We start from the raw sequence: 22,592 nt of genomic DNA on the forward strand, positions 1-22,592 counted from the left end.
CCAGCCTTGCCTCAGATGGCTTGCGCCAGCAGCGCGGCACCCAGGCCGAGCACCGCGGCGCCGGCCACGCGCGGCAGCCATGCGTTGGCATGGCGCAGCGCCCAGCCCGCCGCGATGCCCGCCACGTGCAGCAGCACCGTCGCGCTGACCATGCCGGCCAGCGTGAGGGCCGCGCCTTCTTCGCTCGCCAGTTCGTAGCCGTGGGCCACGCCGTGGAATACGGCAAACACGCCGACCACGCCCATGGCCACCACCGCCGGCAGGCGCACGCGCGCGGCCACCAGCAGGCCCAGCACCAGCAGCGACGCGGCGATCATCGGTTCGACCGCCGGCAGCTGCACGCCGGCCAGGCCCATCAGCGCGCCCACCAGCAGCATGCCGGCGAAGGCCAGCGGCGCCCACAGCAGATCGGGCCAGGCGCGGCGAGCGGCCAGGGCGCTCCAGAAGCCGACCGCGACCATCGCCGCCAGGTGGTCGGCGCCGGTCAGCGGGTGAAGAAAGCCGGTGGTGAAGCCGTGGTGCATGCCGCCGTCGACGCCCGTGTGGGCACTGGCGGCAAGCGGCAAGGCCGCGACTGCGGCGAGCAAGGCGGTGAGGATGGATCGATGAATGCGCATCAGCAGGTCTCCAATGGGATGAAAGCACTTCCAGGGAACACCACGGAACGGGCTTTGCCCGGCCGTAGGTGTTGCCCCCGGCGAGGGGGTGGGCGAAGCGACACGAAGTGCGCGCAGCCTGGGGGCGGTCATAGGATCGGCTGGTGCACGGTGACCAGCTTGGTGCCGTCCGGGAAGGTGGCTTCGATCTGGATGTCCGGGATCATCTCGGCGATGCCGTCCATCACGTCGGCACGGGTGAGCACGCTGCGCCCGTCGCTCATGAGTTCGGCGACGCTCTTGCCGTCGCGCGCGCCTTCCATCACGGCGGCGGAGATCAGGGCGATGGCTTCGGGGTAGTTCAGCTTCAGGCCGCGCGCCTTGCGGCGTTCGGCGAGCAGCGCCGCGGTGAAGATCAGCAGCTTGTCTTTTTCGCGCGGGGTCAGTTCCATGGGATTGGCATCGGGTGGCGGGGAGAGGCGGCCATTATGGGCAAGCTGGCTTCTTTGCAACAGTCGTGCCCTGTTCGCCAAAAGTCGTACGGATGGCACGGAAGATGCACCGAAACGGTGTGAACACCGAAGCCGCTCCTGCCACCCCGGACGACGCCCCCCAGCGCATCGTCAAGGTGCGGCGCGACTACAACAGCTGGGTCGCCAGCGAAACGCTGGAAGACTACGCCCTGCGCTACACCCCGCAGCGCTTTCGCAAGTGGTCCGAATGGCGGGTGGCCAACACGGCCTTCGGGGCGGCGTCGTTCCTGATCCTGGAGGCGGTGGGCGCCACGCTGCTGGTGCAGTACGGCTTTGCCAACGCCTTCTGGGCGATCCTGGCGACGGGGCTCATCATCTTCCTGGCCGGCCTGCCGATCAGCGTGTACGCGGCGCGCTACGGCGTCGACATGGACCTGCTCACGCGCGGCGCCGGCTTCGGCTACATCGGCTCCACGCTCACTTCGCTGATCTACGCGAGCTTCACCTTCATCTTCTTCGCGCTCGAGGCGGCGGTGATGGCCTATGCGCTGGAGCTGGCACTGGGCATTCCGCCGGTCTGGGGCTACCTGGTTTGCGCGCTGGTGGTGATTCCGCTGGTCACGCACGGGGTGTCTGCCATCAGCCGGCTGCAGCTGTGGACGCAACCGCTGTGGCTGCTGATGCTGGTCGTGCCTTTCGGCTACGTGCTGATGCGCGATCCTGGTGCTTTCGCGGGCATCGTGCACTACAACGGGGTCAGGTCCGGCACGCAGGGCTTCAATCTGCACCTTTTTGGCGCCGCGCTCACGGTCGGCATCGCGCTGATCACGCAGATGGGCGAGCAGGCCGACTACCTGCGCTTCATGCCCGCGCGCACCGCGGCCACGGCGCGCCGCTGGTGGGCCGGGGTGCTGGCCGGCGGCCCGGGCTGGGTGGTGCTGGGCGTGCTCAAGATGCTGGGCGGGGCGCTGCTGGCCTACCTGGCGCTCACGCACATGGTGCCGCCCGAGCGCGCGGTCGACCCGAACCAGATGTACCTGGCGGCCTACGAGTACGTGTTTCCGAACTACGGCTGGGCGGTGGCGGCCACGGCCCTGTTCGTGGTGATCTCGCAGCTCAAGATCAACGTGACCAACGCCTACGCGGGCTCGCTGGCCTGGAGCAACTTCTTCTCGCGCGTGGCGCACAGCCACCCGGGGCGCGTGGTGTGGGTGGTGTTCAACGCGCTGATCGCTTTCATGCTGATGGAGATGAACGTGTTCGAGGCGCTGGGCGACGTGCTCGGCCTGTTCGCCAACATCGCCATCGCCTGGATGATGGCGGTGGTGGCCGACCTCGTCATCAACAAGCCGCTGGGGCTGTCGCCGCCCGGCATCGAGTTCAAGCGGGCGCACCTGTGGGACATCAACCCGGTGGGCGTGGGCGCGATGGCGCTGGCTTCGGTGCTGTCGATCACCGCGCACCTGGGCGTGTTCGGGCCGCTGGCGCAGGCTTTCTCTGCGCTGATCGCGCTCGGCACGGCGCTGGTGGCCTCGCCGCTGCTGGCGTGGGCGACGGGCGGCAAGTACTACCTGGCGCGCGGCTCATGGGCGAACGGCGCCGTGGCCTTCGCGCCCGCGCCGGGCTCGCGCGCGGTGCGCTGGGCGAAGGTGGCGCACGACGACAGCTATCGCCGCCTGACGGTGCAGCACTGCGTGATCTGCGAGCGCGAGTACGAAGGGCCCGACATGGCGCACTGCCCGGCCTACCAGGGCGCGATCTGCTCGCTGTGCTGCACGCTCGACGCCCGCTGCGGCGACCTGTGCAAGCCGCATGCGAGCCTGTCGGCGCAGTGGTCGGCGGTGCTGCGCTGGCTGCTGCCGCGGCGCGGCTGGCGCTACCTGGACACGGGGCTTGGCCACTTCCTGCTGCTGATGCTCATCATCGTGCCGCTGCTGGCGGTGGTGTTCGGCGTGCTCTACCAGCAGGAGCTGCGGGCTTTCGGCGAAGGCGCGCTGGAGCTGGCCTCGCAGGCCGACGTGGCCGCGGCGCTGGCGGGCGTGCAGAAGCTGTCGCTGCGCTCGGGCTTCCTGAAGGCCTACATGGCGCTGCTGGTCATAGCGGGCATCGTTGCGTGGTGGCTGGTGCTCGCGCACCAGAGCCGCAAGGTGGCGCAGGAAGAGTCGAACCGCCAGACGCACCTGCTGGTGCGCGAGATCGAGCTGCACCGCGAAACCGACCGCGCGCTGCAGGCGGCCAAGCAGGCGGCCGACGAGGCGCGCGAAGTGGCGGAGCACGCCAAGCTCGCGGCCGAACTCGCCAAGCAGGCCGCCGACCAGGCCAACCAGGCCAAGAGCCGCTACATCAGCGCCATCAGCCACGAGCTGCGCACGCCGCTCAACAGCATCCTGGGCTATGCGCAGCTGATGGGCGAAGACCAGTCGGTGCCGCCGCACCGGCAGCAGGCGGTGGCGGTCATCAAGCGCGGCGGCGAGCATCTGCTGTCGCTGATCGAAGGCACCCTGGCCATCGCGCACATCGAGGCCGGCAAGCTCACGCTGCATGCGCGGCCGATGCGCTTTGCCGACACGCTGCGCGAGCTGGCCGACATGTTCGAGCTGCAGGCGGCGGAGAAGGGGCTTCAGTTCCGCTTCGAGGCCGCCGGCCCCTTGCCGGAGGTGGTGCGCGCCGACGAAAAACGCGTGCTGCAGATCCTCATCAACCTGCTGGGCAACGCGATCAAGTTCACGGCGGCGGGGCAGGTCACGCTGCGGCTGGCCTATGCGCGCGAATTTGCCTCGGTCGAGATCGAGGACACCGGCCCCGGCATGCCGCCCGAAGACATCGAGCGCATCTTCGAGCCCTTTGCGCGCGGCAATGCCGCGGGCATGTCGGCCGCACCTGGCGCCGGGCTGGGGCTCACCATCGCGAAGATGCTGACCGACCTGATGGGCGGCGAGATGAAGGTGCAAAGCACGCCGGGCGAGGGCTCGCTGTTCTGCGTGCGCCTGTTCCTGCCGCGCGTGCACGACACGGCGGCCGTAACCGGCCGCCCGGTGCCGGTGCAGCGCGCGCGGCGCGGCTACGAAGGCCCGCGCCGCCGCCTGCTGGTGGTCGACAACGAGGAGGCCGACCGCGACCTGCTGGGCCATGTGCTCGCGCCGCTGGGCTTCGAGCTGCGCAGCGCGGCCAGCGGGCACGATGCGCTGGACCTGATCGCCGCCGGCTACAGGCCCGACGCGATGTTCGTCGACCTCGCGATGCCCGGCATCGACGGCTGGGAGACCATCCGCCGCGCGCGCAAGCTGGGGCTGACCGAGGCTTCGGTGGCCATCGTTTCCGCCAACGCTTTCGACAAGGGGCTCGACAACGACGTGGGCATCGCGCCCGAGGATTTCTTCGTCAAGCCGGTGCGGCATACCGAACTGCTCGACTGGCTGGAGCGCAGGCTCGGGCTGCAATGGACCGACACCGCCGCCGCCAAGCCGGCTGCCGCGGTGCCGCCGCGCGCGCTGCGGGCGCCGTCGCTGGCCCGCCTTCGGGCGCTGGAGGAGGCAGTGAGCCTCGGCTACTTCCGCGGCATCATGAACCAGCTCGACGACATCGACGCCGCGCAGCCAGAATGCATGGCGTGGACCGAAGCCCAGCGCGTGCTCGCGCGGCAATTCCAGTTCGAGGCCATGAGCCGCGCGCTGGCCGAGGCGGCGGTGAGCGCGCCATGACCCTGACCAACCCTTCGAGCCCGACCATGGAAACATCGCCGCTTGCCCGGACGCTGCGCGAGCAGCAGGGCGCCAACAGCGACCTCGTGCTGATCGTGGACGACGTGCCCGACAACCTCGCGGTGCTGCACGACGCGCTCGACGAATCGGGCTACACGGTGCTGATCGCCACCAACGGCGAGCAGGCCCTGCAGCGCGCCGCGCAGGCCCGGCCCGACATCGTGCTGCTCGACGCGATGATGCCGGGCATCGACGGCTTCGAGGTGGCGCGCCGGCTCAAGGCCGATGCCGCCACGGCGCACATTCCCATCGTGTTCATGACCGGCCTGACCGAGACCGAGCACCTGGTGGCCGCGCTGGAGGCGGGCGGTGTCGACTACGTCACCAAGCCCATCAAGCCGAAGGAAGTGCTGGCGCGCATGAACGTGCATCTGCAGGGCGCGCGCCGCGCCCGGCAGGACGCGCAGCAGGCCGGCCAGGCGCGCAACGCGCTCGACGCCTTCGGGTACGCGAGCATCACCGTGCGCCTGCCCGAGGGGCGGCTGATCTGGCAGACCGCGCTGGCGCGCGACCTGCTGCAACGCTACTGCGAGACCCGCGCGCCCGAAACGCCGCCCGCCGTGCTCGAGTGGCTGAGCAAGCATGCGCCCGATGCGCGGCAGCGCGGCATCGAGCCGCCGCCCCTGTCGATCGCGCAGGGCGCCGGCAGCCTCACGCTGCGGCTGCACCAGCAGACCGGCAGCGACGACGACGGCGACGAGTGGATGATCATCATGCGGGAGGTGTCCGGCACCGGCGTGATCGAGGCCATGAGCCTGAGCCTGAAGCTCACCGCGCGCGAGGCCGAGGTGCTCTACTGGGTGGTCAAGGGCAAGACCAACAAGGACATCGGCGAAATTCTTGGCAGCAGCCCGGCCACGGCCAAGAAGCACCTGGAGCGGGTGTACGTGAAGCTCGGTGTCGAGACGCGCACGGCCGCGGCCGGCGTGGCCATCAAGCGCATCCGGGAGCTGCAGCCGCAGTTCGAGATCTGAGCGCTCCGGGGGTGCAGCGGCGCCGCGTCATGGCGTCGACTTTCGGCGTCCCTAGAATGGTTCGAGAGCCCCAGGCATGCTCTCCATGAAGAACAACAGGCAACGAACCACAACCCCACCGCTGCCCCGAGGCCGGATGCTTGCCGCTTCCTGCTTTGCATTCGCGAGCCTGGGCGCGCAGGCGTCCGGGCATTTCGATGTCGACGACGCAGGCACGCTCGACCCAGGCCAATGCCAATACGAAACCTGGTGGGGCCGCGCCGGCGCGGAGCCGGTCACGGGCTTTCACTTCGGGCCTGCCTGCCGCGTCGGGCCCGTTGAGCTGGGCTTGAACTTCGACCGCAGCTCGGTGGCGGGCGTTCATTCGCTCACCGTCGGCCCGCAGCTCAAATGGAACTTTCTCGGACAGGCTCCCGACGCGCCGTTCAGCGCAGCCTTGTCGGCGAGCACTGTTTCCGACCTCAAGCGCGGCGGCCGCATGGGCGGGCAGTTCATCGTGCCGATGACCTGGCGGCCCGCCAGCAGCCTGCAGGTGCATGTGAACCTGGGTGCCGACTGGGCGCCGGGCACCGGCGTTCGCACGCCGCGCGGCGGTGCCGCCGTCGAATGGGCCCTGAACGACACCGTGTCTCTCATCGCGGAGCGCAACCGCGCGGCGGGCGAATGGACCTCGCGCATCGGCGGGCGCTTCAGCCTCACGCCGCTCATCAGCGTGGATGTGAGCACCTCGCGCACCGGCTCGCAGGGCGTGCGCGGCTTCGTGGTCGGGCTCAACCACGAGTTCACCTGGAAGTGAAGCGCCCTCAGCGCAGGTAGCGCAGGATCCGCTTTTCGTCTTCGGCCAGTTGCTGGCGCATCAGCGAGATGAAGTCGCGCGCTGTGGCCGACAGCACCTTGCCCGCGGGCATGGCCAGCAGGCAGGTGAAGTACACGTCGACCGAGAACTTGCGCACCACCAGGCCGCGCTCCGCATAGTCGAGCGCGGTGATCGGGTTGACCAGGCCCACCCCCAGGCCGCGCAGCGCTATCTCGCACACGCTTGCCGCGTAGGGCGTCTGCACCAGCACGCGCAGCGCCACGCCGTGCGGAGCCAATGCGGCTTCGAGCCGCTGGTGCGAAGGGTCTTCCGGGTTCAGCGCGATGAAGGGCGCTTCGGCCAGCTGCTCCGGCTTGATGGTCTTGAAGCGCGCGAGCGCATGGTCCGGCGGCATCACCACCACGCCGGGAAAGCGCGCGAAGGTCGAATGGTCGATGCCCTCGAGAGAAAGCTCGTCGGCCATCAGCCCGAAGTCGGAGATGCCCATGGCCACGCGGTCGCGCACGTCCTTGGAGCTCAGCACCTGCAGCGACACCTGCGGCCAGGGGCTGGCGCCGCGGTGCGCCTTCAGCCGTGCCAGCGCGCGCGGCATGAAGCCCAGGCCATAGGCCGGGAAGCAGCTCAGCTCGAGCTGGCTCACGCCGAAATCGCGCAGGCTGCGCACCCGGTGCTCGATGGCGTCCATGCCGATGAACACCCGTTCGACTTCGATCCACAGGGCGCGCGCCTCGGGTGTGGGCACCAGCCGGCCGCCTGTCCGCTCGAAAAGCAGCATGCCCGCCTGTGCTTCGAGACGCTTGAGGGACTGGCTGATGGCAGGCTGCGTCAGATGCAGCAAGGCGGCCGCCTTGCGCGTGGAACCGCCGCGCATCAGGGCCCGGAAGGTCTCGATTTCAGCAAAGCGCATCGATAAGTTTTGTTATCGGTTGAGTATCTGAGGCTGCATAATTTTATTTCTGATTGCATAAGATTTGGGCACGACCTACAACACAAGACGCTCGTGACGACATCGCCAGTTCTGGACTTCAAGTTCGCGGCACCGCCAGCGGATCCTTCGGCCCCTCTTTCTGGCGCTTCGCCGGGCATGGTTCGGGACCGAACGCCCAAGCCCCTGCGCAACCCACGCCTGCGTGGCCTGCAGTGCCTGCGATGCGACGCGCTCTACCCGATCACGCTCGCGCATGACGGCTGCCCGGCCTGCAAGCGCGAGGGCGTTCACGTCGCGCTGCGCGCCAGCTACCTGCCCGACGGCCCGGCCGATGCCATGCCCATGCCCTATGGGCAGGGCTTCACGCTGGGTGAGGGCAACACGCCGCTGCAGCAGATGCCTGAACTGGCAAAGCAGTTCGGCGTCGCCGGCCTGGCCTTCAAGGACGAGTCGTGCAATCCGACCGGCTCGCACAAGGACCGCATGACCGCTGTGGGCGTGACGCAGGCGTTCGATTTCGAGGCCCACACGCTGGTGCTGGCCTCGTCTGGCAACGCGGCCGTGTCGGCGGCGCACTATGCCTGGGCCGCGGGCCTGGGCTGCGAGGTGGCAACCTACGAGGGCATGCCCGCGACCTACTCGCGGCAACTCGATGCGCTGGGCGCGCGGCGCTATGTGTTCGCCGACAACGCAGGCCGCTGGGCCTTCGTGCGCGAGCGTTCGCAGCACTCCGGCTACTTCGCGCTGACCAACTACCGGTTGCCCGCGCTGGGCAGCGCACCGCTGGCGATCGAGGGCTACAAGCCCATCGCCCTCGAATGCGTGAGCGAGGGCGGCCTGCCCGATCACATCGTGATTCCGACCGCCCGGGGCGACCTGGCGTGGGGCATCTACGCGGGCTTTCGCGACCTGCTGGCGGCGGGGCGCATTGCACGCCTGCCGAAGTTGTGGCTCGTGGAGCCCTTCGCGCGGCTTTCGCGTGTGCTGGCGGGCGGCGCGATAAACGGCAGCTACCCCGGCCACACCGCGCAGTTCTCGACCGCCGGCGCCACCGTGACCTATCTGCAATGGCAGGCCGCGACCGCCACCGGTGGCGGTGCCGTGGTGGTGGCCGACGAAGAAGCCCGTGAAGCGCGCCGGCTGCTCACCGCGGCTGGAGTGAGCGCCGAGCTGTGTTCCGCCGGCAGCCTTGCCGCGCTGAAGCAGCTGCGCGAGAGCAATGCCATCGCGGCCGATGCACGCGTCGTGCTGATGCTGACCGCCAGCGCGTCGAGCGACCCGAGCTGGCCTGATTCCGCAGCCTGAACCCGCGGCCTGAACCCGCGGCCTGATTTCAAGCCATCCGTTCCAACGGCGAGCCGCCTGGCGGACTGCAGCTCCGATAGCCGGTCCGGCTATCTGGCGTCGCTGTAGACGGTGGCGCGCGACACGCCCATGTGCGCCGCGGCAATCTCTGCGCCGCGCCGGACTTCCAGCAGGCCCGCCTTCTTCAGATCCCGTACCAGCTGCTTGCGGTCCGCCGGCTTCAGCGAGCGCGAGGTGGTCGCGCGCGCGGCCGCGAATTCGTCGATGCGTGCATGGATGCGGTCCGTGTGGTTGCCGCCGGCCTCGATGTGCTCGTGCACTTGCTTGTCGTCGATGCGGGTGAACTGCGAGATCGCGCCCTGGAAGCTCTGGAACAGCGTGAGGTCGACGTTCAGGCACAGCGCCGCAACGTACTCGCCGCTCTCGTCCTTGATGCCGATCGACGTGCTCTTGACCTTGCGCCCGTCAGGAAAAGTGTTGGCGTAGTTCGCGATCACCGCCGGAAATTCAGGGTCGCCGATGCGCGCCAGGCCCAGTTCGGTGACCGACTGGCCCACCTCGCGGCCACTCAGGCTGTTCTCGATGGCGTAGATCGCGTTCTTCGGGTTGCTCAGGTCGTGCACCACCACTTCGCAGAAGGGCGCGAAGGTTTCGCCCAGGCCTTCGGCCATGTTGCGCAGCATCTCGAGCACCTGCTTGTTCGACTTCTTTTTCATTGCTTGGAATGTATCCAGCGCTGGACTAATAATCCAATTTATATAAAAAGTATAGAACTGGATGTATTATCCAGTTTTATGCATGGAGTCGCGAATGACCTCGAAAGAACGCGCACGCTACGTCGATCCGCGCACCGGCAGGCACCACGAAATATCGGAGCGCCGCTGGCGCTCCGACGACGGCAACCCGATGCTCGTCACGCCACTTCCCGGCATCTCGCGCGACGACATCGATTCGCGAGCGCGTTCGCTTTGGCGCTACCGCGCGTCGCTGCCAGTGGCCATCGAGAACCCGGCGAGCATGGGCGAGGGCTGTACGCCGCTGGTGCAAAAGCGCTGGGGCGGGCTCGAGCCGTACTTCAAGCTCGAATGGTTCAACCCGACCTGCAGCTTCAAGGACCGCGGCGCGGCCGTGATGATGTCGTTCCTGCGCCAGATCGGCGTCGATGCGGTGCTGGAAGACAGCTCGGGCAACGGCGGCGCAGCCATTGCCGCGGCAGGCGCGGCGGCGGGCATGCGAGTGAAGGTGCTGGCGCCCAGCTACACGCCGGCGCCCAAGGTGGCGCAGATCCGCGCTTTCGGGGCGGAGGTGCAACTGGTGCCGGGGCCGCGCGAGGAGTCGGAATACGAGGCGATGCGCCAGTCGGAATCGATCTTCTATGCGAGCCACAATTGGCACCCCTTCTTCCTGCAGGGCACGAAGACGCTGGCCTACGAACTGTGGGAAGACCTGGGCTTCGTGGCGCCCGACAACGTGGTGATTCCTACCGGCGCGGGCAGCAATGTGCTGGGGTGCTGGATCGGCTTCAAGGAGCTGCTGGCGGCTGGGCAGATCAGCAAGCTGCCGCGCATCTTCGTCGCGCAGCCGCTGAACTGCTCGCCGATCGATGCGAGCTTCTCGGCGGGCGTGGACACGCTGGTGGAGCGCGTCGTGCAGCCGACCATTGCCGAAGGCACGGCAATCAAGCGGCCCGTGCGCCTGCAGGAAATCCTGCAGGCGCTGCGCGAGACCAACGGCAAGACGGTGGCGCTGACCGAGGCGCAAATTGCGGCGGCGGTGCGCCGGCTGGCCGCGAGCGGGCTTTATGCGGAGCCGACATCCGCCTCGGCCGCGGCGGCCATCGACGTGCTCGCGCAGCGCGGCGACATCTGCGCCAGCGAGACGACGGTTGCGCTGCTGACCGGCACGGGCCTGAAGTCCACCCAGTTCATGACGGGGTTGTTCGGCGATACCGCCGCGTAGCGAACCGCCGTGGATCGACAGCCGGTCGATGCAGAGGCTGGCTTACTTCCACTTCCAGCCGACGCCGGCGTTGAGGCCCCATTCCTTGCCCGTGGTCGAAAGGCCCGCGCCCCATGACGTCCTGCCGTCCTCGGACAGCGCCTTGAAGGTCAGTGCCACGGCGCTGTAGCCTTTGTAGCTGCCGAGGCCCACGCCCACGGTCTTCTCCCCGGCGGACAGCGTCGGCAGGTAGGTGCCCGACATTGCGAAGGCCATGGCCGTGCCCGAGTAGGCGATGCGGGCCACGTCGCCGACCTGGCTCTTCACCTGGTTCAACTGGTTCATGTTGACTGCGTCGCTTGGCAGGACGCCCGGCGCCACGTTGCCGATGCGCGTGCCGCCCGGCGCCTGGCCCGCGCCCAGCGTGACTTGGCTGTAGTTGACCGAGCCGTCGGGGTTGGTTGCGTATTGCACGCTGCTTGCCCTGACGGCTGCCGCCGAGGCCTTGAGCTGTGCCACGTTGGTCGCGTCGCTGTCGACCGAACCGGCGGCCACGCCGGTGATCTGGCGGTACTGGCGGTTGGCCGCATCGCCCACGGACACGGCGGCCTGCGTGCCGGTGGTCGCCTTGACGGCCGCCTGGTGCTGCGCCGGTGCATTGCCGGGCACGTAGCCGGCCACGCCCGCCGCGGTGGAGGCCACCGAGCTCGCACCCAGCGCGACCCCGCCGCTTTGCTGCACGACCGCGCCGAAGCCGATGGCCGTGCCCTTCAAGACGTTCTGCGCGCGGCTCAGCGGTGTGCCGCCGGCATCCGCGCCGTCGCCCAGGGCCGCGCCACCGCCACCCGCGCGGGCGTCGACGCCGATGGCCTGCGAGCCCGTTGCGAGCGCACCGGTTCCGATGGCGATGGCGTTCGCGCCGGTGGCCTGGGCGCTGGCGCCCAATGCCACCGCGCCGTCGGCCGTCGCTTTCGCGTTGCTGCCGGCCGCGAAGGAGTTGGTGCCGCTGGCCGCCGATTGCGCGCCGATGGCCACCGCCTTCTGGCCGGTGGCAGCCGAGTCGCCGGCCGTCGAGTTGGTGTGGAAGTATTTGGTGCCGGTCTCGTAGATCGACGTGACCTTCGAACTCAGGTTGCCCAGGTTGCTGATGGTGGTGCTCAGGCCGCTCGACAGGCTGTCGACCGTCCCGGATACCGTGTTCAGGCCGGCGGACAGCTTGTTGATGCCGCTGGCGGCGGTGCTCAGGCCGTCCGCGACCGTGGTCGACAGGCTGGCCAGGTTGCTGTTCGTCGTGCTCAGGCTGCCGGACAGCGAAGCCGTCGCGGTCGACAGCTGGCTGACGTTGACGGCATCCGTCGGGGCGGCGCCCGCGGCAACGTTGGTGAGCCTGCGTTCATTGCCGCTCGAGCCCACCGACACTTCCCCGGCCGGCGTCGCGCCGGAGATGGCCGCGCCCGGGAACGCTGTGTAGGCAACTGCGCCTTGCAGCGCAGCGAGCGAATCCGCCGTCTTGCTGCCCGCCCCGAGGGCAACGCTGCCGTCGTACGCAGCGGCAGCCTTGTTGCCCAGGGCCACGGCGCTTTCGCCGGCGGCGTTGGCCTCGGCGCCAATTGCAAGCGCCTGGCTTGCGGACACCGTCGCGGCCTGTCCTATGGCCACGCCCGAAGCCGCGTTGGCCGTTACCGAAGACTGCCCGCCAATGGCGATGCTGTCGGAGGCGGTCGCTTGCGCGCCCTTGATTGCATTGCTGCCGATGGCAACGGCACCGGCGCCCGAAGCCGTCGTGGAATTCGCGGGCGACAGCACCGTGGTTCCGTCGCCGCCCGCGCCGCCGATGGCGATCGAATTGAGGCTTTGAGCGCGCGCTCCGAAACCGAGCGCTGTACTTGCGGTGCCGGCCGCATTGGCGGAGAGGCCGAATGCACTGGCCCACTGGCCGGCATTGCCGTGAAAGCCGAAGACGGCCGCCCCATCTCCGACGCCTTGAGAGTAGGTTCCGAACACCGAGACGGCGTCCAGGCCGTTGCCGCTCGTGTCGCAGCCAAGGATGTTGGACCAGGTGCCGGTCCCGTCGATCGGTTGCGCATTCGTGCCGGTGACCGTCACCTGTCCGATGGTCGCCCTGGTGGTGGAAACACAGCCGTTGCTCGGAGCGAAGTTGGAATAGGTGGATGCGCCGGCATCCGGCGCCGTCATCTGCAAGCCGGCAACCAAGATTGCTGCCGCCAACGCGGAGAGCCTGAAACGAGCCTTCCCGCCGAAGCTCTTGCAATTGCCTCCATGGCCATCAGACTTGACGGTTTCGGCTGCCGCCGCCCATGCACCCAATGATTCATTCCAGACATTGCGATAAATATTGTTCATAAAAACTTGCAAAAGAAAAAGTCTAAAAACAGGCGATCGAGGCTGGCTTCGTGTGAGTGCTTTTTCGAGTGATTGAAATCATCCCGCGCCTTTTTCAAAGCATTTAATGCCATTGAAGCAGGCGTGCCGCACCCCCGCTCGACCTCCAAGGCCGCGGAATGTATCGAGTCGGGAGTGGGGTGGGCAATGAAATTTATTGCCCGTGGATGACCGCCGTGGGCGGTTCGTGCTATTTGAAGAGTTGCGAAATTTTGCTTCGAATAAAGCAGAAAGTCGCGCTATCAAATAATGCGTTGGTGGCGAGTAAGCTCGCTCTGCCTAATTAATTGCCTGTCAATTGCAAGTTGCGGCAATTGATTTCAGGCGGACTTCGCTGGATATGTTTTCTTCTTTTCGTAGAAAAGATCACGATGCCGGCGTGCGTTTATCCGAAGTCTGTTGAACCTCGCTACCAGGGCCACGCGATGCGCGTGCCCGATCCTGTTTCGTCCGCCCGCGCATGCAGCAGGCGCGCGACGGTCAGGTCTTGCAGCGCGAGACCGGTCATGTCGAAGACCGTGATCTCTCCGGGGGCGCGCTGGAAGGGCGTCTTGCCGCTCAGCAGGTCGCCGAGTTCATCGCTGGGTGTATCGGCCGCCCATTGGGTCTCGCCGATCTGCCGTGCCTGGGTGCGGTCGTCGACGAACAGCCGTGCGCGCGCCAGCAGGCCTTCGGGCAGTTCGCGTTTGCCGCGGGTGTCGGCACCGACGCAGTTCAGGTGCGTGCCGGGCTGCACGGCCTCCAGGTCGAAGAGTGCGCCGCCGCCCGGGGTGGCGGTGATCACCACGTCGCTGCGAGCGACGGCCTTATTGCGGTCGCCGGCAGGAGCGATGTTGCAGCGCCCCGCGAATGCAGCTTCGAATGCCGGATTGCGCTGGCCGTCGGAGCTCATATAGAGAACGTCGCTCAGCGAGGGCAGCAGGCGCAGCGCGACGTCGAGCTGGATGCGCGCCTGCACGCCTGTGCCGAACAGGCACAGCCGCGTGCTGTCGTGCCGCGCGAGTTGCTGCAGGCCGAGCCCGCCCGCCGCGCCGGTGCGCACGGTCGTGACCGCGTTGCCGTCGATCACGCACAGGGGGCGGCCGGTGGCGGGGTCGATCAGCAGGATCGTTGCCTGGTGCGGCTCGCCGCCGCGCTGCCGGTTGGCGGGCCAGAAGCCGGCCGCCTTGAAGCCGAGCAGGCCCTGGGCCTGCACGTCGCCCGATTTGATGCCGAACACGCCGCCAGTCTTCAGCGGTTCGCGCACGACCGGGAACACCCGGCCTTCGCGCTCGCTGTGCAGGACGAAGGCCTCGCGGACGGCCAGGAGCGCGTCGTCGGGCAGGAGAAGGGCGTCGATCTGGTTCTTGTCGAGCAGGAGGAGCCGGGCGTCGGCGGGAGCGATAGATGGCGTCATCTGGAAATATTATCTATTTCCAGACAAAAAATATAGACCCTGCCCGCCGAACTCAGCGCCCCGTGTGCACCTTGATGCGGATGCTCGCCACGTCCCAGCCCCGGTTCTTCAGCCGCGTCACCAGCATCGGCGCCAGTTGGCGCAGCTTGGCGGCGGCGGCGCTGCCTTGCACCAGCAGGCACCACACGTCGCCTTCGGCCGGCCCGGCCTGTATGGCCCCGCGCATGGCGGGTGGAATCAGGCCTTCCACGGCTTTCAGCCGCTCCGCCGTGTCGCGGGCGCGCGCCATCAGGCTTCCCAGCGTGGGCGAGCCTTCCGCAGCTTGCTGCAGCGAAATGGCGGGGGGAGTGCGGCGATACATGGGTAATCCAGGGGTTAGAAACAAGACAGCTAAAATGCCCGGTTTGCCGACGTTCGCGCCGGAAAAAGGGCCGCTTGCTTTCATTGAAAGCGCGCCCAACTGCTTTCACCATATCTTAGGGAATCCGGTCGAAGTGCCTGTCGCGTCAGGCGCCCGCCCATCTCCACCCATGGCAACCAACTTCCTGACCCAGATTTTCGGCAGTCGCAACGATCGGCTGCTCAAGCAGTATCGCAAGACGGTGGAACGCATCAATGCGCTCGAACCCGAGTTCGAAAAGCTCAGCGACGACGCACTGCGCGCCAAGACGCAGGAGTTCAAGGACCGCATCGCCAAGGGCGAGACCCTCGACGCCCTGCTGCCGGAGGCTTTCGCCACGGTGCGCGAGGGCTCCAAGCGCGTCATGAAGATGCGCCACTTCGACGTGCAGCTGCTGGGCGGCATGGCGCTGCACAACGGCAAGATTTCCGAAATGCGCACCGGCGAAGGCAAGACGCTGACCGCCACGCTGCCGGTGTACCTGAACGCGCTGTCCGGCAAGGGCGTGCACGTGGTCACGGTGAACGACTACCTGGCCAACCGCGACGCGACCTGGATGGGCCGCCTCTACAACTTCCTCGGCCTCACCGTCGGCATCAACCTGCCTCAGATGCCGCGCGAGGAGAAGCAGCAGGCCTACGGCAGCGACATCACGTACGGCACCAACAACGAGTACGGCTTCGACTACCTGCGCGACAACATGGTCTACGAGCCCGGCGACCGGGTTCAGCGCGGCCTGAACTACGCCATCGTCGACGAAGTGGACTCGATCCTGATCGACGAGGCCCGCACGCCGCTGATCATCAGCGGCCAGGCCGAAGACCACACCGACCTCTACCTGGCCATCAACAAGGTGGTACCCCTGCTGACAAAGCAGGAAGGCGAGGCCGATCCGCGCACCGGCGAAGGCGTCACGGTGCCCGGCGACTTCACGGTCGACGAGAAGACCCACCAGGTGTTCCTGACCGAAGACGGCCACGAGAACGCCGAGCGCATCCTTGGCGAGTTCAAGCTGCTGCCCGAGGGCGCGTCGCTCTACGACCCGGCCAACATCACGCTGATGCACCACCTGAACGCGGCGCTGCGCGCCCGGCACCTGTACCACCGCGACCAGCATTACGTGGTGCAGCAGGGCGAAGTGGTCATCGTCGACGAATTCACCGGCCGCCTCATGACCGGCCGCCGCTGGAGCGACGGCCTGCACCAGGCCGTTGAAGCCAAGGAAGGCGTTGAGATCCAGGCCGAGAACCAGACGCTGGCCTCGATCACCTTCCAGAACTACTTCCGCCTGTACGGCAAGCTCGCCGGCATGACCGGCACGGCCGACACCGAAGCCTACGAGTTCCAGGAAATCTATGGTCTGGAGACCATGATCATTCCGCCGAACCGCATCAGCAAGCGCGACGACCAGCTCGACCGCGTCTACAAGACCACGCGCGAGAAGTACGAAGCGGCCATCCAGGACATCCGCGAGTGCTACGAGCGCGGCCAGCCGGTGCTGGTGGGTACTTCGTCCATCGAGAACTCCGAAATCATCGACGGCCTGCTGACGCAGGCGGGCCTGCCGCACCAGGTGCTGAACGCCAAGCAGCACGCACGCGAAGCCGACATCGTGGCGCAGGCCGGCCGCACGAAGATGATCACCATCGCGACCAACATGGCCGGCCGCGGCACCGACATCGTGCTGGGCGGCAACATCGAGAAGATGATCGAGGCCATCGAGAACGACGAAGGCCGCGACGAAGCCACGAAGAAGGCCGACATCGAGCACGTGCGCGCCGAATGGGCCAAGGACCACGAGTTCGTGAAGTCGCTCGGCGGCCTGCGCATCATCGCGACCGAACGCCATGAATCGCGCCGCATCGACAACCAGCTGCGTGGCCGTTCGGGCCGCCAGGGCGACCCGGGTTCGTCGCGCTTCTACCTGAGCCTGGACGATCCGCTGATGCGCATCTTCGCGGGCGACCGCGTGAAGGCGATCATGGACCGCCTGAAGATGCCCGACGGCGAAGCCATCGAGGCGGGCATCGTCACGCGCAGCATCGAAAGCGCGCAGCGCAAGGTCGAGGCACGCAACTTCGACATCCGCAAGCAGCTGCTCGAGTACGACGACGTGTCGAACGACCAGCGCAAGGTGATCTACCAGCAGCGCAACGACATCCTCGACGCGGGCGACCTCACGGCGCAGATCGCCGGCCTGCGCGAAGGCTGCTTCACCGACCTCGTGCGCCAGTACGTGCCGAGCGAATCGGTCGAGGAGCAGTGGGACCTGGAAGGCCTCGAGAAGACGCTCTTCACCGAGTGGGGCATCGACATGCCGCTCAAGAAGGAGGTCGAGGCCTCGGAAGCCATCGCCGACGAGGACATCGTCGATAAGGTGCTCAAGCATGCCAACGAGACCTTCGAAGCGAAGGTGGCGCTGATCGGCCAGGAGAACTTCACCCAGTTCGAACGCATGGTGCTGCTGCAGAGCATCGACACGCACTGGCGCGAACACCTGGCCTCGCTCGACTACCTGCGCCAGGGTATCCACCTGCGCGGCTATGCGCAGAAGCAGCCCAAGCAGGAATACAAGCGCGAAGCCTTCGAGCTCTTCGGCCAGTTGCTCGACTCGGTCAAGAACGAAGTCACGCGCCAGCTGATGACGGTGCGCGTGCAGTCGGGCGAACAGCTCGAGGAAGCCGCCGAGGCGCTCGAAAGCCGCGGCGAGAACGTCACCAACATCACCTACACCGCGCCGACGGAAACCGGCGAGGTCGAGGTGCGCGTCGACGAGGAAAGCCAGCGCCGCACGGCGGCCGCGGGTGCGGGCGCCCTGAGCGCCGAAGCCCTGGCCTTTGCCCGCGTCGGCCGCAACGATCCGTGCCCCTGCGGCAGCGGCAAGAAGTACAAGCAATGCCACGGCAAGCTCAGCTGACCAGACCCGGAACCTAAGAAAAGACATCCCATGCCTGTGAACCTGTCTGCTCCCGATCCCGCCGCCCTGTTCGCGGTGCCTGGTGTCCGAATCGGCGTGGCCGAAGCGGGCGTGCGCAAGGCCAATCGCAAGGACCTGACCGTCGTGCTGATCGACGAAGGCTCCGCCGTCGGCGGCGTGTTCACCCAGAACCGTTTCTGCGCCGCGCCGGTGCAGGTCTGCCGCGAGCACCTGGCCGCGAACCACGGCATCCGTGCGATGGTGATCAACACCGGCAACGCGAACGCCGGCACGGGCGAAGACGGGCTGATGCGCACGCGCTCCACCTGCATCGCGCTCGCGCGCAAGCTGGAAATCTCGCCCGAGCAGATCCTGCCGTTCTCGACCGGCGTGATCATGGAGCCGCTGCCGGTCGATCGCATCGAAGCCGGCCTGCCGGCTGCGCTGGCCGATGCTTCCGCGGACCACTGGGCGCGCGCGGCCGAGGGCATCATGACCACCGACACCATCCCGAAGGCCTTCAGCCAGCGGGCCCAGGTCGGCGGCGCGACGGTCACCATCACCGGCATCAGCAAGGGCGCCGGCATGATCCGCCCGAACATGGCGACCATGCTCGGCTTCGTGGCGACGGACGCGAAGATCGATCCCTCGCTGATCCAGCCGCTGGCCAAGCTGCTGGCCGATGCCTCGTTCAACCGCGTGACCATCGACGGCGACACCTCCACCAACGACTCGTTCGTGGTCATCGCTACGCAGAAAGCGGCCAACGCCACCATCACTTCGCTCGACTCGGCCGACGGCAAGGCGCTGGTGGCCGCCATGCAGGACGTGGCGCGCCAACTGGCGCAGGCCATCGTGCGCGACGGCGAAGGCGCGACCAAGTTCATCACCATCCAGGTCGATGGCGGCCGCAACGCTGCGGAGTGCAAGCAGGTGGCCTACGCCGTGGCGCATTCGCCGCTGGTCAAGACGGCCTTCTACGCCAGCGACCCGAACCTGGGCCGCATCCTGGCTGCAGTCGGCTATGCGGGCATCGACGACCTCGACCAGACCGGCATCGACCTGTTCCTCGACGACGTGCACGTGGCGGTCAAGGGCGGCCGCAATCCGTCGTATCGGGAAGAAGACGGCCAGCGCGTGATGAAGCAGAGCGAGATCACGGTGCGCATCGGCCTGGGCCGCGGCGACGCCAGCGAAACCGTGTGGACCTGCGACTTCAGCCACGAATACGTGACCATCAACGCCGACTACAGATCATGACGGCCCCCACGCTCCGCACTTCGTGTCGTAGCTGCCCCCCGGAGGGGCGCAGATGAACGAGCAGTTCCAGAGGCTGATCGAGCGCGCCGAGCAGCTCATCAATCGCATCGAATCGATCCTGCCGCAGCCGCTGGCCGCGCCGGCCGACTGGAACGCATCCATCGCCTGGCGCTACCGCCGCCGCAGCTCGGGCCACGGCGTGCTCGAGCCGGTGAAGCACGTGGCCGCGATGTCGCTCGATTCGCTCAAGGAAATCGACGTCCAGAAGGAAAAGATCGCGCGCAACACGCAGCAGTTCGTCGAAGGCAAGCCCGCCAACAACGTGCTGCTGACGGGCGCGCGCGGCACCGGCAAGTCGTCGCTCATCCGCGCCTGCCTGCAGACCTATGCGCCGCAGGGGTTGCGCCTGATCGAGGTCGACAAGGCCGAGCTGACCGACCTGCCCGACATCGTCGAGGTTGTCTCGCAGCGGCCCGAGAAGTTCATCGTGTTCAGCGACGACCTGAGCTTCGACGAGGGCGAGCCGGGCTACAAGGCGCTGAAGTCGATCCTCGACGGCTCGATCGCGGCATCGACGCCCAATGTGCTGATCTACGCGACCAGCAACCGGCGCCACCTGCTGCCCGAGTACATGAAGGACAACCTCTCGTACACCCACACGGAAGACGGCGAGGTCCATCCGGGCGAGGTGATCGAGGAAAAGATTTCGCTGTCGGAGCGCTTCGGCCTCTGGGTGAGCTTCTATCCGTTCAGCCAGAACGAGTACCTGACGATCGTGGGGCAGTGGCTCTCGTCGTTCGGCGTGGACGAGGCGGCCATTGCCGCGGCGCGGGCGGAGGCGCTGGTCTGGGCGCTGGAGCGCGGTTCGCGCAGCGGCCGCGTGGCCTACCAGTTCGCGCGGGACTACGCGGGTCGGAGCAACGCGTGAACGAGCCGCGCAAGCACACGGAAGTCGCCGTCGGCGTGCTGATCCGCCTGTCGGACGACGCACTGCTGCTCTCGACCCGGCCCGAAGGCAAGGCCTACGCGGGCTACTGGGAGTTTCCCGGCGGCAAGATCGAGGCTGGCGAAACGGTCGAACAGGCGCTGCGGCGCGAGCTGCAGGAAGAACTCGGCATCACCATCGACGGTGCCGAGGTCTGGAAGATCACCGAGCATGACTACCCGCATGCGCTGGTGCGCCTGCACTGGTGCAAGGTGACGGCCTGGACCGGCGAATTCGAGATGCGCGAGGGCCAGCAGATGGCCTGGCAGCAGTTGCCGCTGGACGTGACACCGGTATTGCCGGGCGCGTTGCCCGTGCTGCAGTGGCTGTCCGAGGAGCGTGGGCTGCCGTTCGCGCAGCAAGCAGCGGCCTAGACCCGTGCCGGGCGTACTGGCGCTTCTTTCTAATCTGAAAGATGGAGGCATGACACCCGGATATTCAATGGACCTCTCGACTGATTGATGCACCCCAAGTACCGTCCAGACATCGATGGCTTGCGTGCGGTCGCGGTAGCGTCCGTGGTGCTCTATCACGCGTTCCCGAGCGTACTGCCGGGCGGGTTCATCGGCGTTGACATCTTTTTCGTGATCTCGGGCTTCCTGATCACGACCATCATTCTGCAGAGCCTTGCGGCGGGCGACTTCAGCTTCAAGGACTTTTACGCACGACGGGTAAGGCGCATATTTCCAGCGCTGGCCATAGTGCTGCTCGTTACGCTGTGCGCCGGGTGGTACCTGCTGTTGTCCGATGAGTTCGCCGAACTCGGCACTCAGACGGTCGGCGGGGCCAGCTTCGTTGCGAATCTGGTTTTTTGGGGCGAGGCGGGCTACTTCGACACGGCAGCGGAGACCAAGCCGCTGCTGCATCTCTGGTCGCTGGGCATCGAGGAGCAGTTCTATATTTTCTGGCCGTTGCTGCTGGGTCTTGCCTGGCGCAGGCAGTGGCGGATCGTGCGCGTGATATCGGGAATTGCGGCCATCTCGCTGCTGGTCAATGTCGCGACGGTGCATCCCTTCCCGACGGCATCGTTCTATTCGCCGGCTTCACGGTTCTGGGAGCTGATGGTCGGGGGCATTCTGGCCTGCATGCGACTGCGGCCGCCAAGCCACGCTCCTTGGCGCAGCCACCTGCAATCCGTGCTCGGTATCGGGCTGATCGTGCTGGGGCTGGTGATGATCCGCGCCATCAAGGCGTTCCCGGGCTGGTGGGCGCTGTTGCCTACGCTGGGTGCAATGAGTTGCATCGCTGCAGGGCCGACAGGTGTGCTGAACCGGTACCTGCTCTCCAACCGCGTGGTGGTATGGATCGGACTCATCAGTTATCCGCTGTACCTTTGGCACTGGCCGCTGCTGGTGTACGTCCGGCTTGTCGAAAATGATCCGCTCCATCATTCGGTGACCGCCAGAATCGCCGCCGTGATCGGCAGCGTAGTGCTGGCCTGGGCGACCTATCGATTCGTCGAGCGCTTCGTCAGGCACCGGCAGACCACGGGGGTCTTGCGGGGGCTGGTGGTCTCCATGCTCGCATTGGCGGCAGCGGGCGCAGTGATTGCGTTCGGCATTCCTTCTTCGCGCAACAGCAACGCGCAACTCCAGGCCGTGGCCAATGCCACGGTGGATGCCGACTACTACGACGGCCTCACGCGGGAGATGGTCGGTGACCAGCGGGTCTACAAGGCTGGAGCGGGCGCGGCCGATACATTTTTTGTAGGGGATAGCCATGTGCAGCAGTACGCGCCACGGGCACTGGCCGTGACACAAGCATTCCCCGAGGACACACGCACCGCCTACTTCGCGACTCTGGGTTCATGCCCGCCGGTGCCCGGTGTCTTTGCGGACAAGAATGTCGATTGCCCGGAGCGGCGCAACAAGACCCTGGCCTTTGCCTACGATCCCCAGATCAAGACGGTCGTGATCGGTGGCTGCTGGAATTGCTACTTTCTTGAATCGGGAGCGGTGGACTATTACTTCCGTGGCTCCGATGGCGTGGTACATCCTTTCCAGAACGGAGACGGCATTGCCCGATCTCTCGCTTCGCTGGAGGCACTTCTGCGCGATCTGTCCCAGAAAAAGAAGGTGTACCTGCTGCTGGACAATCCAGGCGGCGAGCATTTCACGCCAAGGCGATTGATCCAGGGCAACAGGCTGAGGCACATTACCGCCGCGCCGACCACGCCGACGGCACCGCTTCCTGCCAACCAGAAGCAGCTCAACGACCGGCTGCTGGAGATCGCGGCTGCAAGCGGTGCGGAGCCCATCAATGCAGTAGCCGCCCTATGCAAGAACAACGAGTGCTTGCGAACCATGCCGAATGGCGATCCTTCGTACAAGGACGGGGACCATCTTCGCCTGGAGTTCACGCGAGACCACGCCACCTACGTCGATCGAGTGCTGCGCAAGAGCGACCCAGTCCGGCCTGCCAGGTAGCCAAGGACCGATT

At 66.9% G+C, this 22,592-nt stretch carries 17 protein-coding genes and 1 pseudogene; 10 read left to right on the plus strand and 8 right to left on the minus strand.

Annotation, left to right across the window (positions count from 1 at the left end; translation table 11 throughout):
- Window positions 1-11 precede the first annotated feature (11 nt).
- Complete coding sequence (locus ACQY8B_RS02520) at window positions 12-617, minus strand: HupE/UreJ family protein (protein ID WP_422085257.1); 606 nt, start codon at window positions 615-617, stop codon at window positions 12-14.
- Between the two features lie 128 nt (window positions 618-745).
- Window positions 746-1,048, minus strand: a complete 303-nt coding sequence (locus tag ACQY8B_RS02525) for an urease subunit gamma (RefSeq protein ID WP_422085258.1) — start codon at window positions 1,046-1,048, stop codon at window positions 746-748.
- A gap of 104 nt (window positions 1,049-1,152) precedes the next feature.
- On the opposite strand from ACQY8B_RS02525, the gene ACQY8B_RS02530 reads away from it, so the two are divergent.
- The 3 genes from ACQY8B_RS02530 to ACQY8B_RS02540 all read left to right on the plus strand — a co-directional run bounded on the left by ACQY8B_RS02530 (window position 1,153) and on the right by ACQY8B_RS02540 (window position 6,600).
- Entirely contained in the window at window positions 1,153-4,770 is a 3,618-nt protein-coding gene (locus ACQY8B_RS02530; protein WP_422085259.1) for an ATP-binding protein, read from the plus strand.
- A gap of 26 nt (window positions 4,771-4,796) precedes the next feature.
- Window positions 4,797-5,804, plus strand: coding sequence for a response regulator transcription factor (locus ACQY8B_RS02535; protein WP_422089135.1), 1,008 nt, complete (start codon window positions 4,797-4,799; stop codon window positions 5,802-5,804).
- A 136-nt stretch (window positions 5,805-5,940) separates the two neighbouring features.
- Complete coding sequence (locus ACQY8B_RS02540) at window positions 5,941-6,600, plus strand: hypothetical protein (protein WP_422085260.1); 660 nt, start codon at window positions 5,941-5,943, stop codon at window positions 6,598-6,600.
- A 7-nt stretch (window positions 6,601-6,607) separates the two neighbouring features.
- On the opposite strand, the gene ACQY8B_RS02545 is transcribed toward ACQY8B_RS02540, so the two are convergent.
- Window positions 6,608-7,528, minus strand: coding sequence for a LysR substrate-binding domain-containing protein (locus ACQY8B_RS02545; RefSeq protein ID WP_422085261.1), 921 nt, complete (start codon window positions 7,526-7,528; stop codon window positions 6,608-6,610).
- Window positions 7,529-7,705: 177 nt separating this feature from the next.
- Here ACQY8B_RS02545 and ACQY8B_RS02550 point away from each other — a divergent pair, with 177 nt between their 5' ends.
- Window positions 7,706-8,854, plus strand: a complete 1,149-nt coding sequence (locus tag ACQY8B_RS02550; protein ID WP_422085262.1) for a pyridoxal-phosphate dependent enzyme — start codon at window positions 7,706-7,708, stop codon at window positions 8,852-8,854.
- An 89-nt stretch (window positions 8,855-8,943) separates the two neighbouring features.
- Here ACQY8B_RS02550 and ACQY8B_RS02555 read toward each other — a convergent pair whose 3' ends face one another.
- Entirely contained in the window at window positions 8,944-9,570 is a 627-nt protein-coding gene (locus ACQY8B_RS02555) for a helix-turn-helix transcriptional regulator (RefSeq protein ID WP_422085263.1), read from the minus strand.
- Between the two features lie 94 nt (window positions 9,571-9,664).
- Between ACQY8B_RS02555 and ACQY8B_RS02560 the strand changes: the two genes are divergently transcribed.
- Window positions 9,665-10,813, plus strand: a complete 1,149-nt coding sequence (locus ACQY8B_RS02560) for a threonine synthase (protein ID WP_422085264.1) — start codon at window positions 9,665-9,667, stop codon at window positions 10,811-10,813.
- 42 nt (window positions 10,814-10,855) lie between these two features.
- On the opposite strand, the gene ACQY8B_RS02565 is transcribed toward ACQY8B_RS02560, so the two are convergent.
- The 4 genes and pseudogenes from ACQY8B_RS02565 to ACQY8B_RS02580 all read right to left on the minus strand — a co-directional run bounded on the left by ACQY8B_RS02565 (window position 10,856) and on the right by ACQY8B_RS02580 (window position 14,952).
- Complete coding sequence (locus ACQY8B_RS02565) at window positions 10,856-13,006, minus strand: YadA family autotransporter adhesin (protein ID WP_422089136.1); 2,151 nt, start codon at window positions 13,004-13,006, stop codon at window positions 10,856-10,858.
- A gap of 66 nt (window positions 13,007-13,072) precedes the next feature.
- A pseudogene (locus tag ACQY8B_RS02570) lies at window positions 13,073-13,156 on the minus strand (ESPR-type extended signal peptide-containing protein); the annotation flags it as partial.
- Window positions 13,157-13,604: 448 nt separating this feature from the next.
- Window positions 13,605-14,591 carry an ornithine cyclodeaminase family protein gene (locus tag ACQY8B_RS02575; RefSeq protein WP_422085265.1) on the minus strand — a complete coding sequence of 329 codons (987 nt, stop codon included), beginning with the start codon at window positions 14,589-14,591 and terminating at the stop codon, window positions 13,605-13,607.
- A gap of 52 nt (window positions 14,592-14,643) precedes the next feature.
- Window positions 14,644-14,952 (minus strand): hypothetical protein, encoded by a 309-nt coding sequence (locus ACQY8B_RS02580; RefSeq protein WP_081267917.1) that lies wholly within the window; start codon window positions 14,950-14,952, stop codon window positions 14,644-14,646.
- 169 nt (window positions 14,953-15,121) lie between these two features.
- On the opposite strand from ACQY8B_RS02580, the gene secA reads away from it, so the two are divergent.
- From secA to ACQY8B_RS02605, 5 genes are all read left to right on the plus strand, one after another.
- On the plus strand, window positions 15,122-17,908 hold the full coding sequence (gene secA / locus ACQY8B_RS02585) for a preprotein translocase subunit SecA (protein ID WP_422085266.1): 2,787 nt from the start codon (window positions 15,122-15,124) through the stop codon (window positions 17,906-17,908).
- Window positions 17,909-17,938: 30 nt separating this feature from the next.
- Window positions 17,939-19,168 (plus strand): bifunctional glutamate N-acetyltransferase/amino-acid acetyltransferase ArgJ, encoded by a 1,230-nt coding sequence (argJ, locus tag ACQY8B_RS02590; protein WP_422085267.1) that lies wholly within the window; start codon window positions 17,939-17,941, stop codon window positions 19,166-19,168.
- A 52-nt stretch (window positions 19,169-19,220) separates the two neighbouring features.
- A complete protein-coding gene (locus ACQY8B_RS02595) occupies window positions 19,221-20,096 on the plus strand; it encodes an ATP-binding protein (RefSeq protein WP_422085268.1) in 876 nt (291 codons plus the stop codon).
- The gene (locus ACQY8B_RS02600; RefSeq protein WP_422085269.1) at window positions 20,093-20,527 is read left to right on the plus strand and encodes an NUDIX domain-containing protein; all 435 of its coding nucleotides are present in this window, start codon (window positions 20,093-20,095) and stop codon (window positions 20,525-20,527) included. The genes ACQY8B_RS02595 and ACQY8B_RS02600 overlap by 4 nt, the downstream gene beginning before the upstream one ends.
- Before the next feature lie 87 nt (window positions 20,528-20,614).
- The gene (locus tag ACQY8B_RS02605; RefSeq protein ID WP_422089137.1) at window positions 20,615-22,579 is read left to right on the plus strand and encodes an acyltransferase family protein; all 1,965 of its coding nucleotides are present in this window, start codon (window positions 20,615-20,617) and stop codon (window positions 22,577-22,579) included.
- The last annotated feature ends 13 nt before the right edge of the window (window positions 22,580-22,592 follow it).

Source organism: Variovorax sp., from assembly GCF_965279555.1.
GTDB lineage: Bacteria > Pseudomonadota > Gammaproteobacteria > Burkholderiales > Burkholderiaceae_C > Variovorax.